Origin of the sequence: Psychrobacter sp. P11G5 (assembly GCF_001593305.1) — a bacterium.
In the GTDB taxonomy this organism is placed as follows: domain Bacteria; phylum Pseudomonadota; class Gammaproteobacteria; order Pseudomonadales; family Moraxellaceae; genus Psychrobacter.
Window position 1 is genome coordinate 394492 of record NZ_CP012533.1, and the last position, 16858, is coordinate 411349.

At 40.8% G+C, this 16858-nt stretch carries 15 protein-coding genes; 7 read left to right on the top strand and 8 right to left on the bottom strand.

The genetic code is table 11. The annotated features are described in order from the left end of the window. The first annotated feature begins 53 nt into the window (after positions 1-53). Both AK825_RS01690 and AK825_RS01695 read left to right on the top strand, forming a co-directional pair. Positions 54-1196, top strand: coding sequence for a hypothetical protein (locus tag AK825_RS01690; RefSeq protein ID WP_068034198.1), 1143 nt, complete (start codon positions 54-56; stop codon positions 1194-1196). Then, positions 1184-1537 (top strand): RnfH family protein, encoded by a 354-nt coding sequence (locus AK825_RS01695; RefSeq protein ID WP_227514099.1) that lies wholly within the window; start codon positions 1184-1186, stop codon positions 1535-1537. The genes AK825_RS01690 and AK825_RS01695 overlap by 13 nt, the downstream gene beginning before the upstream one ends. A gap of 10 nt (positions 1538-1547) precedes the next feature. On the opposite strand, the gene bamE is transcribed toward AK825_RS01695, so the two are convergent. Beyond that, the gene (gene bamE, locus AK825_RS01700) at positions 1548-1982 is read right to left on the bottom strand and encodes an outer membrane protein assembly factor BamE (protein WP_082787136.1); all 435 of its coding nucleotides are present in this window, start codon (positions 1980-1982) and stop codon (positions 1548-1550) included. Between the two features lie 323 nt (positions 1983-2305). Here bamE and fur point away from each other — a divergent pair, with 323 nt between their 5' ends. After that, positions 2306-2740: a ferric iron uptake transcriptional regulator gene (gene fur, locus AK825_RS01705; protein ID WP_068034202.1), complete on the top strand. Its 435-nt coding sequence runs from the start codon at positions 2306-2308 to the stop codon at positions 2738-2740. Between the two features lie 102 nt (positions 2741-2842). On the opposite strand, the gene AK825_RS01710 is transcribed toward fur, so the two are convergent. Continuing rightward, positions 2843-3964: a PilT/PilU family type 4a pilus ATPase gene (locus AK825_RS01710; RefSeq protein ID WP_068034204.1), complete on the bottom strand. Its 1122-nt coding sequence runs from the start codon at positions 3962-3964 to the stop codon at positions 2843-2845. 85 nt (positions 3965-4049) lie between these two features. Beyond that, a complete protein-coding gene (locus AK825_RS01715; protein ID WP_068034206.1) occupies positions 4050-5105 on the bottom strand; it encodes a type IV pilus twitching motility protein PilT in 1056 nt (351 codons plus the stop codon). Between the two features lie 348 nt (positions 5106-5453). Here AK825_RS01715 and AK825_RS01720 point away from each other — a divergent pair, with 348 nt between their 5' ends. After that, on the top strand, positions 5454-6197 hold the full coding sequence (locus tag AK825_RS01720) for a YggS family pyridoxal phosphate-dependent enzyme (protein ID WP_068038889.1): 744 nt from the start codon (positions 5454-5456) through the stop codon (positions 6195-6197). Positions 6198-6274: 77 nt separating this feature from the next. Here AK825_RS01720 and AK825_RS01725 read toward each other — a convergent pair whose 3' ends face one another. Both AK825_RS01725 and AK825_RS01730 read right to left on the bottom strand, forming a co-directional pair. Beyond that, positions 6275-7549, bottom strand: coding sequence for a hemolysin family protein (locus AK825_RS01725; RefSeq protein WP_068034208.1), 1275 nt, complete (start codon positions 7547-7549; stop codon positions 6275-6277). A gap of 235 nt (positions 7550-7784) precedes the next feature. Beyond that, positions 7785-9476: an NAD+ synthase gene (locus AK825_RS01730; RefSeq protein WP_068034210.1), complete on the bottom strand. Its 1692-nt coding sequence runs from the start codon at positions 9474-9476 to the stop codon at positions 7785-7787. Between the two features lie 745 nt (positions 9477-10221). Between AK825_RS01730 and AK825_RS01735 the strand changes: the two genes are divergently transcribed. The 3 genes from AK825_RS01735 (at position 10222) to epmA (ending at position 13816) form a co-directional block, all read left to right on the top strand. Then, the gene (locus tag AK825_RS01735; RefSeq protein WP_068034212.1) at positions 10222-11376 is read left to right on the top strand and encodes an AI-2E family transporter; all 1155 of its coding nucleotides are present in this window, start codon (positions 10222-10224) and stop codon (positions 11374-11376) included. A 168-nt stretch (positions 11377-11544) separates the two neighbouring features. Then, a complete protein-coding gene (locus tag AK825_RS01740; protein ID WP_082787137.1) occupies positions 11545-12738 on the top strand; it encodes a 4-phosphoerythronate dehydrogenase in 1194 nt (397 codons plus the stop codon). A 55-nt stretch (positions 12739-12793) separates the two neighbouring features. Next, complete coding sequence (gene epmA, locus AK825_RS01745) at positions 12794-13816, top strand: EF-P lysine aminoacylase EpmA (protein ID WP_068034213.1); 1023 nt, start codon at positions 12794-12796, stop codon at positions 13814-13816. Between the two features lie 161 nt (positions 13817-13977). Here epmA and AK825_RS01750 read toward each other — a convergent pair whose 3' ends face one another. The 3 genes from AK825_RS01750 to AK825_RS01760 form a co-directional block, all read right to left on the bottom strand. After that, on the bottom strand, positions 13978-14616 hold the full coding sequence (locus tag AK825_RS01750) for an NAD(P)H-binding protein (protein ID WP_068034215.1): 639 nt from the start codon (positions 14614-14616) through the stop codon (positions 13978-13980). Positions 14617-14847: 231 nt separating this feature from the next. Beyond that, complete coding sequence (locus AK825_RS01755; RefSeq protein ID WP_068034217.1) at positions 14848-15297, bottom strand: YaiI/YqxD family protein; 450 nt, start codon at positions 15295-15297, stop codon at positions 14848-14850. Then, on the bottom strand, positions 15297-16670 hold the full coding sequence (locus AK825_RS01760) for a 5-(carboxyamino)imidazole ribonucleotide synthase (protein ID WP_068034219.1): 1374 nt from the start codon (positions 16668-16670) through the stop codon (positions 15297-15299). Before AK825_RS01760 ends, AK825_RS01755 begins: the two co-directional genes overlap by 1 nt. Positions 16671-16858: the final 188 nt, after the last annotated feature.

Below are 16858 nucleotides of genomic sequence, written 5' to 3' on the forward strand. Positions count from 1 at the left end.
CCTGTACTATTACATTTTATTATTATTCACTTTAGATCGTTTGGATTGAGATTATGATGATCCGCTATGCCTCTTATTTTATGGCAGCATTGTTGCCGCTATTGCTATTTCGTTGGTTTGCACCAGCTTCAATTGGTGAGATAGACTTTTGGCTACTCTGGTTATTTGCGATGGTGCTGGTATCATTGCCAGTCATTTATGCAGAGATAGCTTTAGCCTATCGTAGCGTTGAGGCACCCTTAGCGGGCATGCAGAAACTCACTCGTGAGGCTGATGCTAGTCCGTTATGGCGTAGTTTTGGCTGGTTAGCAGCGATAGTAGCGATTATTATTGCCGCCCTCGTTATATCAGGAGCGAGCAGCGCTATATTAGCCGCTTTAATTGATCTTAATAGTGCACCTAACTTACCGAGCTTTGCAGTCGCTGGTGGCTTAATGGTCATTGCATTATTGCTCAGCTTACTCGGTGTCGCACCTTTACCAATAGGTTTGGGTTTGATGGTTGTAGGTTTGATGATGGGATTGGCAGGTGGTCTACCGCAAGTTGAATTTGCTATGACTAATATCAGCCTGACTGAATGGGCGCGTGCTGTTGCACTTGCTTTGGTAAGTGTAGGGGCAGGTACGGGGCTGTATTGGTTTGGTCAGCATTTGGTCGCCAAGCAGACGATAACGGCAGTAGAGTCCGGCAATCTAAACGCAGCTAGTTCGAATTCTCCTAAAGCTGCTAACGTTTACCGAGCTACTAAACTGGTGCTACCGATTTGGATACTACAGCTGGTTGTTGGGGTTGTAGCATTATTAAGTAGTGGCTTGGCGTTGCCACCCATTGGACAATTATTATACTGGGCTGGAGTATTGTTCGTAGCAAGCTATCTGTTGCATTACAGTGCTCAGCAACTGGCGCATAAATTTGGATTATTGGTCAGCTTGCTTATTACGTTGGCGGTAGGTTTGCTGTTAGTGATAGTGGTACCGACGTCTTGGTTGGTTGGTCTACTGGTTGTGATTAGTAGCGTAGCAGTATTATTGCTATCTGTATTTGCTGGTTGGCGTATGAAGATCAGTCATCTGCGTAAATCTTTAAACTTTGGCAATGAAGCCCTATACAATTTATGGCGAGTAGCTATTCGCCTTGTTGTACCGTTAGCATTGATTTTAGCATTGATAGGTTGGATGATACTGTGGTTGAGTTAACGGAGGCAATATCTAAAATACCACTCATGATAACAGTGCATTTGGCCTATGCTGAGGATATACAACAGCAACATTATATGACGTTGCAAGTGGTTGAAGGTACGACGTTATATGAAGCACTGGAACAGGCTGGCTGGCTGGCTCAGTTTCCTAAGTTGGCGTTGTGGTGTCAGCAGGTGGTAGATATCAAAACACCTGCTGCTAAGCTCTGGCATGTTGGTATTTATGCACAGAAGCAACCCATAAGCTACATACTACAACCATTGGATCGAATTGAGGTATATCGTAGCTTAAGCGCTGATCCCATGTCTCAGCGCAAAAGTAGAGGCAAGAAAAAGTAGCAGCGACCAGTTAAGACTGAGGTAGAGTTTCCATACCTTCAATACGGTTGACAATACCGTTTGCATCAAAGTAAATAATCAAATGCTGGCTGGCGTTTTTAACATTTGCTATACCTTTACGCTCACCTTCTGTGCCCGCTTGATAGTCATAAATATAATCCCAGCGATTGGGCGCTAATGTATCTTTGATAGCTGGGCTGCCAAGTATATACAACACTTGGTTTTGATTCATTCCTACTTTTAACTTTTGCGCTTGAGTCTGTGTAATTGGCGTACCTTGCGGCAAATCAATTTTATAAACGCTAAACAATGAGCAACCAGATAGGGCGACAGTGGCGCCAAGAGTTGCTGTAATCATAAGTTTGCGCAGGCTACTGGAGTAGCTAAACGATTGGTGGCGAAGCGGAAGACGGTTTGATAGCTTTATCATGGTAAGATGACTCACAAAAATGGGTTAGGCGCGGCTAGGTGCATTTGGTGCAAGACTTGCCGGCAATCTTGGACAAATGATACGTCATTTACTTGCAATTGCCTACCACTTACGACATTATTTACCAAATGCTACCTGATATACTTAATGATTTATAGTGTTAATTCATAAGCTTATGGTCATACTATCAAGTGACGACAACCTATAATTTAGGTATGTTAGGTTAAATTATCAATATTATTATTTCAAATAGTTGGCAGCTGCTAACCTATCACAATTATTTATAATCTATTTTTGAGTTTTTATTTGCTAAGACTTTAATAGTCAGAAGGGACATTATGGCTTCTTTTACCAATCAAGATTTACGTAAAGCAGGATTAAAAGTAACTTTACCACGTATCAAAATTTTAGAGCTGCTTGAGCGCGCAGAGCTACATCATATGAGTGCAGAAGAGGTGTATAAGGCACTAATTGAGCAAGGCGAAGATGTAGGGTTGGCAACAGTATATCGGGTGCTAACACAGTTCGAACAAGCTGGCATCGTTGAGCGTCATAATTTTGAAAATAACTTGTCAGTATTTGAGATTACTCAAGAAGAGCATCATGACCATCTGGTTTGTGATGTTTGTGGCAAGATTATCGAGTTTCATAATGAAGTCATTGAAGAAGAGCAGCTAAAAGTAGCGGCAGAACACGGCTTCAAACTATCTGGGCATTCGCTAGTGCTATACGGTATTTGTAATAATCAAGAATGTAAAGACAGCGCGAAGTAGTAAATAGCATTAACTATAATAAAAACAGCCCTCAATTTGAGGGCTGTTTTTGGTTTAAGCATTTAGATTTTTAAGCGTTTAGGCTTCTTTAATAAACAACCACTAGCCAATATTTAAAGACAAACCACTAGCATTTTCATCAATATCTTTACTACCGTTTTTACTATTTAATTTGATTTTTAGGCGTAAGTCATTCGGTGAGTCAGCGTGTTTAATCGCATCTTGGTAGGTAATATCACCATTTTCGTACAGATCAAACAGCGCTTGATCAAATGTTTGCATACCACTATCACGTGAGCGCGTCATGACTTCTTTAATTTCATGTAGCTCACCCTTACGGATATAGTCACTAATTAGCTGCGAGTTCAGTAGAACTTCAATGGCGGCGCGGTAGCCTTTACCATCTGGGGTTGGAATAAGTTGTTGAGCAACAATGGCCTGTAAGTTAAGTGATAAATCCATGAATAACTGATTATGACGATCAGCCTCAAAGAAATGAATGATGCGATCAATAGCTTGGTTGGCATTATTTGCATGTAACGTTGCAAAAACTAAATGCCCTGTTTCAGCATATTGAATAGCATAATCCATAACTTCTCGGTTACGAATCTCGCCGATTAGAATAACGTCAGGGGCTTGGCGCAGAGTGTTTTTTAGACCTGCTTCAAACGATAAAGTATCGACACCAACTTCACGTTGCGTAATAATACAGCCTTTGTGCTCATGTACGAACTCTATCGGATCTTCGATGGTAATAATATGACCATGGGAGTTTTGGTTACGATGACCTATCATTGAAGCAAGCGTTGTCGATTTGCCAGTACCTGTTGCACCTACCAATAAAATAATACCACGCTTTCTCATTGCCAACTCTTTTAGAGAGGGCGGCAAGCGCAGCTCTTCAACCGTTGGTATTTTATTTTCAATCTTTCTTAGAACCATCCCTGCCATATCACGCTGCATAAAAGCACTAACACGAAAGCGTGCTAGCTGCGATTTATCTGAGATGGCAAATTGACATTCGTTAGTGTCTTCAAACTCTTTTTGCTGATTGTAGGTCATAAGGCTTTTGACCAAAAGTAGCGTTTGCTCACCAGTCAATGGCGCCTGTCCCACAGGGCAGATAGTGCCATTTATTTTCATAGAAGGGGCTACGCCAGCTGTGATAAATAGATCAGAGCCGTTCTTTTTAACCATGAGTTGTAGTAGTTTGTCGAAGTCCATATCATATCCAAATTAAAAGTGTGTTATAAGAGAATAAAGTGAAAATGTTAACAATATTGTAAAACATATTTGGGTGCCATCAGCACTATATAAACGCTTCAGGCTGCTTAGCATAAGGTCGGGCAACCTCTTTACTAATAGTACCTTTAGTCACTAAATTTTTGAGCGTTTGATCGAGGGTAATCATGCCGTCACCAGCACCAGTCTGGATAGCGGAATACATCTGGGCAATTTTGTTTTCGCGTATTAAGTTACGAATAGCTGGTGTACCTAACATAATTTCGTGAGCAGCAACACGTCCGCCGGTTTGTTTTGGTAATAACGTCTGTGAAATAACGGCCTGTAGAGATTCAGATAACATTGCGCGAATCATGTCTTTTTCAGCAGCAGGAAAAACATCAATCACACGGTCAATCGTCTTGGCAGCGGAGCTGGTGTGCAAGGTGCCAAATACTAAGTGACCAGTTTCAGCAGCGGTTAAGGCCAAACGAATAGTTTCAAGGTCACGTAGCTCACCAACCAAGATAACATCTGGATCTTCACGTAGCGCTGAGCGCAATGCAGGCTCAAAACCTAAGGTATCACGGTGAACTTCACGCTGGTTAATAAGGCTTTTTTTGGATTGATGGACAAATTCGATAGGATCTTCAATGGTCAAAATATGTTCTTTACGCGTATCATTGATATAGTCGATCATCGCAGCAAGTGTCGTAGATTTACCAGAACCAGTAGGACCAGTGACAAGAACCACACCGCGTTTGAAGTTCGATACACGCTTAAATACCTCTCCCATGCCTAGATCTTCTAAGGTTAGAACTTCTGATGGAATAGTACGAAATACAGCACCTGCACCGCGATTTTGGTTAAAAGCGTTTACCCGAAAGCGAGCTAGATTTGGAATCTCAAAAGAAAAATCCGTCTCAAAGAATTCCTCAAAATCTGCACGCTGTTTATCATTCATGATGTCATAAATTAACTGATGTACTGCTTGATGACTCATCACTGGCATGTTAATACGGGTAATCTCACCATCGGCTCGAATAACGGCCGGCATTCCAGCTGAGAGATGTAAATCTGACGCTTTATGTTTAACAGTGAATCGCAACAGATCTTCGATGCTTAAATTGCCTTTTTCAGCCATGGTCAAACATTCCTATCAATCAATACAGTAAGTAAAACGAGTAACAAAGTAGCTCTATATCAAAATTATTTTGGCGCTTCCACAACCGTATCAACGTAAAAGTGCTAAGTGGCCGCATTTAATAGAATAAGAATATCGAAGTTACTCTTTTTACAATCAATGCTAATTTTAGCAGCATAAGCTAGGTAAAGTAACAATATAATAACAATAATAGTCAAATTTAATCATAAAAGAAACAGATTAAATGTAAATATAGGCGACCAACGGTTCACTTTCCTAAATTTTTTGATAATTGTGCAGTTTAAGCACTATTTAGTGGATAATATTTTTAATAAAGATGAGAATAATATGAATGACGATATTTTGATTGCCAATTGGCAACAGGTGAATAAACAAGTTAGCGATGCTTGTGTACAAGCAGATAATTTAACAGCAGATCATGAATCATTTGATAAGCTAGAGTCTAGTAGAGTCATATCCAGCAAGGTAAAATTGCTCGCAGTCTCAAAAACCAAACCTGCAAGCATGATTGCGACATTAGCTAAGCGAGGTCAGCGTGACTTTGGTGAAAATTATCTTCAAGAAGCCATTGAAAAGATTAAAGCGTTGCAACAGCAACCCGAAACTGAGCAGATCGTATGGCATTATATTGGGCATATTCAACGTAATAAGACTCGTGATATCGCTGAAAATTTTGATTGGGTACAAACGCTTGAGCGCGACATCATTGCTAAGCGTTTGAACGATCAACGTCCAGAAGGTATGGCGCCACTCAACGTGTTAATTCAGCTAAATATAGATGACGAGGACAGTAAATCAGGTTGTCGTCCTGAGGATTTGCCAGACTTAATAGCGGCTATCAAAGAATACGAACGTCTGCAATTGCGAGGCTTAATGATTATTCCTGCCAAAGCTGACACCAATGCCTTTGAGCGCACTAAACAGTTATTTGAAGAGGTAAAGCAAAGACATCCTGACTTACATTCGTGGGATACCCTAAGTATGGGTATGAGTAATGATATGGTTGCCGCCATTGCTAGTGGCTCTACTATGGTACGAGTTGGCACAGCAATATTTGGCGAACGTGAATGAATTAAAGTATCTGCTCATTAGCAATCAGTATGTTAGGCCATTTAGTCCTATATTAGCGAAAGAAGGTTTCATGCCCCTTACACAGTTTCTTCAAGTTTGGTCACTAACATTTGATTGATTTTTAACTTATCAGTATCTAATATTTCGAAGCGATAATTGGCATATTCGATAGTGTCAGTTTTCTTAGGGATTTTACGTAGCATGTACATCATAAAGCCGCTAATGGTTTCATAGTTTTGGTTACGAGGTAGGTTAACAATGTCTAAAGCACGAATCACGTCTTCAATTGGTGTCATACCATCGATTAACCAAGAGTTATCAGTTCGTTGGACAATAGGCTGATCTTCTAGAGTGACAAGCTCGCCCATGACGATACTCATGACATCCTTGAGAGTGATGACACCAACCACCATGGCATATTCATTGACGATGACAGCAAAGTCAGCACCAGTAGATTTAAACATCTCTAATACTTCAAATAACGACAAAGTATCAGGAACAAAGAGCGCCGGTTTCAGTAATGCTTTGTCTGTTAAGCTGACCTCTTGCTGATTAAGCACTAAAGCTAAAAAACTACGTGACTCTACATAACCAACAATATGTTCTAAATCATCATCGCTGCAAACCAAAAACTTATTATGTGGTTGCTCAATCATGACCTCGACTACTTTTTCAGTGCTTGTGTTGGTATCAAAATAAACGATATGTTCGCGTGGATTCATAACTGAGGTTACGGTACGCTCTTGCATCTCAAAGATATTTTCTATTAGGTGATGCTCTTGCTTCTTAAGGACACCAGCTTCGGCTCCAGCATCCATCATTGCATAGATATCTTCTGGCGTCATATCGTCTTGACGTGTGGTTGATATGCCCAGCATCTCAAAAATGATATTTGCTGCGCCATCAAATATCCAGATAATTGGTTTGAATATAAAAATTAAAAGCATCATTGGTCGTACGAGCCGTACAGCTATAATCTCAGTGTTAGACATCGCTAAGCGTCTAGGCATCAAATCAGCGAGCAGAGAGAACAAACTCGTGATTAGTACGAACGATATAATGGAAGCCGCTGCTTCATTATTGAATAAAAGCTGTAGATAAGGACTGATTGCTGACTCACCCACCGCACCAGCTGAAATAGCAACTGCGTTTAGAACGACTTGCACCACAGTGATAAAGCTACCAGGGTTTTCCTGCATATGAAGAACGTCAAGTGCACGGACTTCTCCTTCTTTTGCCATGATTTGCAGTTTAATTTTGCGACCAGCTGCGATTGCAATTTCGGCAGCAGAAACAAAGGCGCTCAAAGCAAGCAATAAAAGAAGAAAAATACTAGCGGTTAGCAGACTCATGAAGTACTCAAAGGAAGGAAGGTTTGAAAATAAATGAAGGTATAGCATAATAAGTAATACTAAGCACAGTCATAGTTTATACATTGATAGATGCTATGCCAGATAGCCTTACTCAAATAAAGTCTTTAAAAAAAATACTTAAACTTAGTGTACTGCTACTAAAAAAGCTGAGCAAGTGCCCAGCTAATAATAAAAAGTGATGTCAATAATATAGTTTTACTAAAGCTTTAAGTACTTAGCCATTGACTGACCATTTATTAACCAATGGATAGCGACGCTCACGTCCAAAAGCTCTCTGGCTAATTTTAGTACCAATCGGTGCTTGACGACGTTTATGTTCGCTATTGTCTACCATCTTAATCACTTTGGCGACCATATCGGCATCAAAACCCTTATCGACAATCGCTTGATAACCCATATCTTCATCGACATACAAGGTTAAAATGCCATCTAATACGTCATAATCAGGTAAGCTATCTTGATCTTTTTGATCAGGACGCAGCTCAGCTGACGGCGGGCGAGTAATGACGCGCTCAGGAATCACTGGCGTATCTTCTAAGCGGTTACGGTAGCTTGCTAAGTTATAAACTTGCGATTTGTAAACGTCTTTTAGGACATCAAAGCCGCCAGCCATATCGCCATACAACGTCGAGTAGCCCACTGCCATCTCAGACTTGTTGCCCGTCGTGATGACTAAATGTCCAAACTTATTAGACAATGCCATTAAGATGACACCGCGCGCACGTGCTTGAATGTTTTCTTCAGTAGTATCAGCAGGTGACTTGTTAAATAGCGGCGCTAGCGTATGACGAATACCTTCAACTGCATCAAAAATAGGGCAAACCGTATAAGAGACATTTAAGCGGCGAGCTTGTGCTTGGGCGTCCTCTAAACTAATCTTTGAGGTAAACTCGTAAGGCATCATAACGGCATAGACCTTGTCCGCACCTAGTGCATCCACTGCAATACATAAGGTTAAGGCTGAATCAATACCGCCTGACAAACCAACGAGAACTCCGGTAAATCCTGAGTGATTAACGTAATCACGTAATCCAACGACTAAAGCTTGATACATCTCCGACTCACGGCTAAGTGTCAGCGGTGCTTTGGATTGAGTGTCAAACTTGCAAGTGTCAACGTTCAAGGTAGCGAGCATTAACTGATCCATAAAGCGCGATGCTTCGTGAGCGATAGAGCCATCGGCTTGCGTAACGATAGAACCACCATCGAATACTAAATCGTCTTGACCGCCAACGGCATTAACATAAACAATCGGCATTTTATGCTCGCGGCTACGCTTAGTCAGCATGGCTTTACGTACATTTTGCTTATCCACTTCGAATGGTGAAGCATTTAGACTAACAATAAGGTCTACGCCTTGCTGCTTAAGATCAGCAATGGGGGTTTTTTCCCATAAATCTTCGCAGATAAGTAACCCGATAGTAATGCCTTTATAATCAAATAAAACTTGATTACGCCCTTTATCAAAATAACGGCGCTCATCAAACACACCATAGTTTGGCAAAAACTGCTTATGATAAAAGCCTTTTTGATGGCCATTATGTAAGATAGCTGCTGAGTTAAAGGTGCCATGGTGATCAACATGTGGATAGCCAACAATCATTACAATATCTTGGATATCACTCAAAGTCGATAAGGCGCTTTTAATACGTCCAGATAGGCTTGGGCGCAATAGCAAATCCTGAGGGGGATAGCCTAATAAGGCTAGTTCTGGAAAGATAATAACGTCAGCGCCTTGGTCACGCGCTTGAATAGCAAGTTGACGCATTTTGTCAGCATTGGCAGTAATATCACCTACTAAGAAATGTGATTGAGCTAAAGCAAAGGTGACAGCGTTGGACGGTATATTGGTCGTATTAGCAGAATTTTCTGCCGTAAGGTTAGAGTTATCAGTGTCTTTTGACATTGTTATTGTTCCTGTAGATATATCAATGAAAATTTGGAGGACTATTATTAGCCCAAAACAAGATATCTGTAGAATTGTGCTAGCAGTTATGCCCTGCCTAAGCACTTTGCCTTAAATGTTAGGCTGTATTCTAAGAGTTTTCCGTAGAATGGTGGTAATTAATCAATACTAATAGCATGTTTGTAACCTACAATGCTGGCATTTGCGCAGGATATTGTACGAAAAATTTGCATAGTATTATAAAAAATAAAGTAATAGCTTTAGTATAACATCAATTTTATAGCCTACGAGAACGTAGCGGTGATTTACCTTTACAGATGACGCATCAGTTGTTTTAGCCTAGAGTATTTAACAGTAATCTTTATAAACCATCTAAACGTTCGTTTTTAATTGATAAAAACGAAATTGTAAGTAAAAATTACAACACATCATTGTTTATTTGCAGGACGCTATTGCATAATAGGTGCTCATAATTAAGTTTTTTTACTAACTTAGCACAGTTGAGTAGATAATTTTAGTTAGCAAATTATTTGTCATCGTATGTGAGTTATTACGCCGTTAATAAGATATAGTTGACGGTATTAATCACAAAAATCGATGTTTGAGTACCTTTAAATTTATTGAACAACGTCCTCGTATATGGATATAGTTTATAGACGTCATCTATAGGCTGATGCCTACACATTTATAAATTTTGCAGTAAAAGCGTGCTAAGTTTTTGCTGTCAGTTCTTGGTTCAAAAGCTATGATTGAAAACTGGACAAAAGAAGTTGTAATTCAACGCCTGCTCGCTATTACACTATTAGTAATGCTATTTATTTTGTGCTTTCAAGTGGTGCAGTTTTTTATTGTACCTGCATTATGGGCAGCGATTTTGGCCTACGTTACGTTTCCAATTTATAAGTTTTTTCATGAGAAAGTCAGGTTAAGTCCAGATTTCAGTGCTGCCATCATGACGATAAGTATCTCTTTGATTATTGGGGTGCCATTAGTAATAGGGGTGTTTATTTTGCAACAAGAGGCGCTTAGTCTCTACAGTAACTTAATTTACCGTGTCAAAGTTGGCTACCTCGATGTACCAGATTATTTCAAAGAGCTACCGGTAATCGGTCAGCAGGTCAAAGATATATTATGGCAAATTAATAAAAACCCTGAAGGTACGCTTGAAGCATTCCGCGCGTGGATTCAGTCGCATTTGTACTATGGTAAGGTAGCACTGGACGTGGTGCTCAGCACTTTAGCTAAACTTGGCATGGCGCTAATGACCTTGTTTTTCTTTTATCGTGATGGTACCAGCCTAGTTCGTCAGATTCGTCAGGCTCTGCGCAATATCATTGGCAATCGAATTGATGGTTATATTGATTCGGTTGGTACGACCACCCGCGCGGTAGTTTACGGTATCGGTCTAACAGCATTGGCACAAGCACTGCTTGCGGGCATTGGTTATTATTTTTCAGGATCACCAAGTCCTATTCTATTGACGATTGTGACCTTCATGGTAGCGCTAATACCTTTTGGTACGCCATTTGCGTGGGGTGCGGTAGCGCTTTGGCTGCTGAGTCAAGGTCATACAACAGAAGGTATCGGTTTAGCATTGTGGGGAATCTTAGTCATTAGCTGGGTGGACAATTTGATTCGTCCTATCGTTATTAGTGGCGCGACTAAAATTCCTTTTATTATTATTTTCATTGGTGTGTTAGGTGGTCTTACGGCTTTTGGTTTTGTAGGTTTGTTTATCGGACCAGTAGTGCTAGCTATCGGGCTTGCTGTATGGCGTGAATGGATATCTCAGCATAGAGACGAGATTTTTGCGCCAAAAGAGATGGTACTGACAGACAATCAGATGCTGTTAGACTTTGATGATCAAGTGAAGAATAAGAAAGTAAATAAGAATAGTTAAATCTATACCTAGCAGTATTACAGGCTATTTACTATTTTCCCCCATTGCGTATGCTAAGGTGGGTGTTGTAATTAGGCCTTGTTGGCAGCTCGGCAGTAAATATCACTACCTATCTATCAAAAGCATATATTAATATTATCTATCCACAATCAAAAGAGGCGCTCATCTATGCCTAATGTTATAAGCTCTGGCTCTGTTACACCTACCACTCTCTCATCTGACGAGTTAGCTCATAAACCATCTAAAGCTGCCAACAAGCTCACTATCATTGCTGATAGCAACATCGCTGGTCTTGAAGATTTTTTTAATGAGCAAACGCTAGGTCAAGATATTTATCAGACGGTCAATATTATCAAAGTTGCTGGACGAGATATCAACGCCCAGTTAGTTGACGAGCTGCAACCAGATGTTTTATTAATCCGTTCTGTGACAACAGTAGCCAAGCAGTTATTAGCAAATAATCACAGTGTTAAGTTTATCGGCTCAGCAACGATTGGCACCGATCATGTAGACCAAGGCTACTTAGCAGAGCGCAATATAACCTTTGCTAATGCGGCTGGTTGTAGCAAGCATTCGGTCGCGCAATATGTATTGACGGCTATCTTAACCTTACGTCCAGAGTATTGGCAGCAGACATTGACGCCACCAACATTGGGTATTATCGGACTGGGTAATATTGGTAGCGTACTTGCGCAATACGCTACTGATCTTGGCTGGCAAGTATTGAGTTATGATCCGCTACTACCTGCATCGAATATTAATAATGCTAGCTTTGAGCAGGTCATTAGCCAAAGTAACGTTATCAGCTTACATGTACCGCTCACGGATAAAAAAGACAATAATAACCCTACTGGTAGCGATTATCCAACGCGGCACTTAATTAATAAAACCGCGTTAGATGCTATGCCGTCAGAAACTTTGCTGATTAATAGTGCACGCGGTCCAGTTATCGATGCAGCAGCATTACAAGCTGACATTGAGGAAAATAAGCGCCAAGTAGTGCTCGATGTATTTGAGCACGAACCACAAGTATCGGAGCAGCTATTATCAAAGCTGGCTATCGCCACACCGCATATCGCTGGTTATACCTTAGAAGGTAAGCTGCGCGGTACGCAAATGGTCTATGATGCATTATGTGAAGAATTTGCGGTCACACCTACACAATCTATGCAGCAGCTATTACCAGTCAATATGTATTTATGGTCTGAGCTTAAAACCTATCCAGATAGGCTGATAAAGTTTTATGACATTATGCGAGATGATAGAGATCTGCGCAAAAAAGTAACTGATGGTCAAGTAAGTGGCGCTGATTTTGATCAGTTGCGTCGTGATTATCATCTGCGCCGTGAGTGGCAGTTTTAAATCTTAAAAATGCTAATTTCAAAAATACATTGTTCATAAACCATGTTGGATAGTAATGAATCAGTCAAGCAATACCTCTACTCATACTTCTAAGCCTACCTACGCCCCAACTATGACGCTTGCAATGGCACAAAAGCGCGCAAAACTGCTTAGTGATATTCGCCAATTTTTTGCAACGCGTCAAGTGCTCGAGGTGCAGACACCATTGCTATCGCAAGCAGGTAATACCGATACCTTTTTGCAATCAGTGGCTGCGCGAGTAACTTACCAAGATAAGCCACGTACTTATTATCTACATACTTCGCCTGAGTTTGCGATGAAGCGTCTTCTTGCCAGCTGGCAGGTGCCTATTTATCAGATTTGCTCTGTATTTCGCGATAATGAGATAGGGACACGGCATAATATTGAATTTACCATGCTTGAATGGTATCAGCCGTACTATAGTTTGACGGAGCTAGCTGACGAACTGGGTCAATTGTTAGAGGCGTTATATGGCTATCCGGTGGTCATGAATCATTATCGTTATGTCGATGCGTTTATGGACTTTGTGGGAATCCATCCTTTGACGGCCAGTATAGAAGCACTGAGAGCGGTAGCAGAAGACAAAGGTTTGGCAGGTTTTGATTTCAGTACTGATATAGATAACAAAGAGCACAGTCGGCAAGGGTGGTTGGATTTACTATTCAGTCATGCTGTTGAGCCAAATCTAGGGCACGAGTTACCGACGTTAATTATCGACTATCCGCCTGCAACGGCGGCACTCGCAAAAACCGACCTAGACAAGGATGGCAACCTAGTCGCTAAACGATTTGAGCTATATATCAATGGGATTGAGATTGCCAATGCCTATGATGAACTGGCAGACGGTACAGCATTAAAGCAGCGTTTTGAACAAGACAATCTATTGCGTCAACGTCATGGCTTACCGCCAATGCCTATAGATGAGCATCTGCTTACTGCTTGTGATGATTTGCCAACTTGTAGCGGTATTGCGTTAGGTCTAGATAGACTACTAATGGTAATAACAGGAGCAACTTGCTTAGAAGAAGTTATTACTTTTCCAAGCGACTTAGCCTAGCACTAATTTGTCTAGCCACCAATTTTCCTTGCAACAATTCTCTCCGTTACTCTAGCTTTTAAGAATAAAATTACTTTACAAAACATTCCAAAATTAAAGCGAGCAAACCTTTCGGCTTACTCGCTTTTCTATTGCTTTAACTATTATAGCGCTACGCTTTATTATAGTTTTTCAATAGCGTCACTAATAGCGGTGTCACCATTCTGCATACTAAAGACTTGCTTGCTTGTATTATCTGCATTTAATACTGCAACTAACGTAGCAGCAACGTCTTCAATGGTATTTTCACCAGCTTCATTACTATTTACAGCGATTTTACCAGTACCAGCACGCTCTTTTAGAGCACCTGCCTGCACGATAGTGTAGTCAAGCGTACTATTATTGACTAACCACTGATCCGCATAATGCTTAGCAATATAGTAGTCTTTTAAATCAGTGATGGCAGGGCTATCCCATTTGCTAGTATCCAGTGAAAACACTGTGCTCAGCATAATATAACGCTTAATACCTTTGTCTTGCGCCGCTTGCATGGTCTTGACTGCACCATGCAAATCAACTTCTAACACACCTTTACCGCCAGAACCTGCTACAAAATATATCGCCTCGATATCATCAGTAATTTGGCTTTGGATAGCGTCTTTATCTGCAGTAATATCCAAATCCAACTGTGTGTAATTATCATCATTAAATAATTTTTCATCTTGACGGGTAGTGCCAACTACTTGATGATTATCAGCTAATAACTGTTCAACCATATCACTACCAACGCGACCACTTGCACCTATGACTAAAATTTTCATAATCTTCCCTATTCTTGTTCATATTATCGTTATGCTATATATCTTTATAACAAAAGTACTTTTTATTCGAAGACTTCATATTAAATATAAGTACTAAAAGTAAGTACTAAAAACTGTATATACAGTAACAAGAATAGATAGCACACTTCGTTATGAAGCGTGCCAGTTGCATAGTGTTTAGTTATAGAGTGTATAAGGTTTGCAAGGTAAATGGGATTAAGAACTAAAAAGTTAACGCACTAGTTTATTTAATCCATCGGCGAAAGCTTTTTTGTCACGGTCGCCATAAGGTTTTTGTCCGCTCATTTCTTGTAGCTCTAACACGCCAGTGCCGCGCATAGTATCCATAAAGTCCCGCATATTGAGCTTTTGCTTGATATTGTTTTTATCGTAAATCATACCGCGTGTTGTCAAAACCATACCGCCTTTATCCAAAATATCATTGGCCAAAGGGATATCGCTAGTAATAGCCAAATCGCCTGGTTGTATTTGTTCTACGATATAATCATCGGCCTTATCAAACCCCGATGGCACTACTGTCATGACGAGCAGCGGTGACTTGCGCAGTTTGATTGGCTGATTGGCAACAAATATCGCCATCGTTTGCGTACGCTCGGCAGTCTTTACGATTAAATCTTTAGCAATTAATGGTACCGAATCAGCATCCACCCAAATTTGCATTATTTTTTAGCCTTATCTTTCTTTGCCTTAACGTCTACCGCACTATCCATTTTACTGTCTTTATTTGCTAAGTCAGTGTTTGCGCTTGCTGTTTCATTTTCGCCACCAAGCTCTGGGACATCTTGATTGTCTGGCTCAGATGGCTGTTTTTGACTTTCTTGGATAGGCGTATATTCTTTATCTAAGCCAACCTTGTTGGGTAAAACGGCCACCAATTTAGCCATTGAAGATTCCAAGTCGGTCACGTCATTAGGCATCAGGGTAATGTGGGCAATTTTACGATCTTCCCGTTCAGCTTTGTGATAGCTATGATAGTGAGCACCATCGATAGCCAGTACGGCATTGATATCAGGATATTGTCCCAGCACGTTGATCATAATCGAAGGATGGACGTTATCTGTATCGCCTAAAGGTAAGTTAACTACTGCGCGGATATGGTTTTCGAATTGACTGGTAATCGCGCCTTCAATGCTCCAGTGTCCAGAGTTATGCACACGCGGTGCAATCTCATTGGCAAGCAGATAGTCATGACCGCGAGTGTCTTTAGTAACGAACAATTCTAGTGCCATAACACCTACATAATCTAAATGGTTCATGACAGTAGTGATGGCTTCTTTCGCTTGCTTAAATATGTGGCTAGTGCCAACGGCAGGTGCTTGGGTCTTGGCCAAAATACCATGATGGTGATGGTTTTCGACCAAATCGTAACAGCGTACGCTACCGTCTTGGGCGCGTGCTGCAATGATAGAGACTTCACGGCTAAAGTTAACAAAGCCTTCTGCAATGAGTGGTGCAGGGGTTGGCGTTAAGCTGCCTTCACCGCTGACCGCATCTTTAAGATCTTGCCAAGCGGCTTTGATATCGCTGTCTTGCTTGATGACATACTGACCTTTGCCGTCATAACCACCGCGACTGGTTTTAAGAACGATAGGCAAACCTAATTGTTCGCAAGCTTGTTGTAATTCAGCCTGAGTGCTGACCGCCATAAAAGGTACGGTAGCAATATCCAGCTCATTAAACATCTGTTTTTCTTTCAGACGATCTTGAGCGATATCAAGGGCAATCGGCGGCGGAAACATGCCTTGTTTTTTACCAGTTACTGCTAAGTTTGCCAGCTGCTCGACAATCGCTGTTGGGGTATTTTCAAACTCTAAAGTAAACACATCAGCTGCAGCAATAAAACTATCCAACTGCTCATTACTATATACCTGTCCATAAAGACTGGCAGGACAATCAGGGTTGTCTTCTAAAAATACACATTGATAGCCGAGTGGCATAGCAGCTTGTGCAAGCATCATACCGAGCTGACCACCGCCTAAGATACCGATGGTATGGATAGTTTGAGTAACAGGATAAGCATTGGCTGTGGTCATGAGGGACTCTTTGGATTAAAAATGAATTAAAACTAACGGTTTAAAATAGGAAAAGGTGCAACATATGCACCTTGTATTCAGTAGAACCTATCTAAAATTAAATATCAAGTGAAGAACAATTAAATTCAATTTATCTCAACGAAAAATTCAGAATGGTTAGAGGTTTTCGTATTCAGTAACCAGTTCGA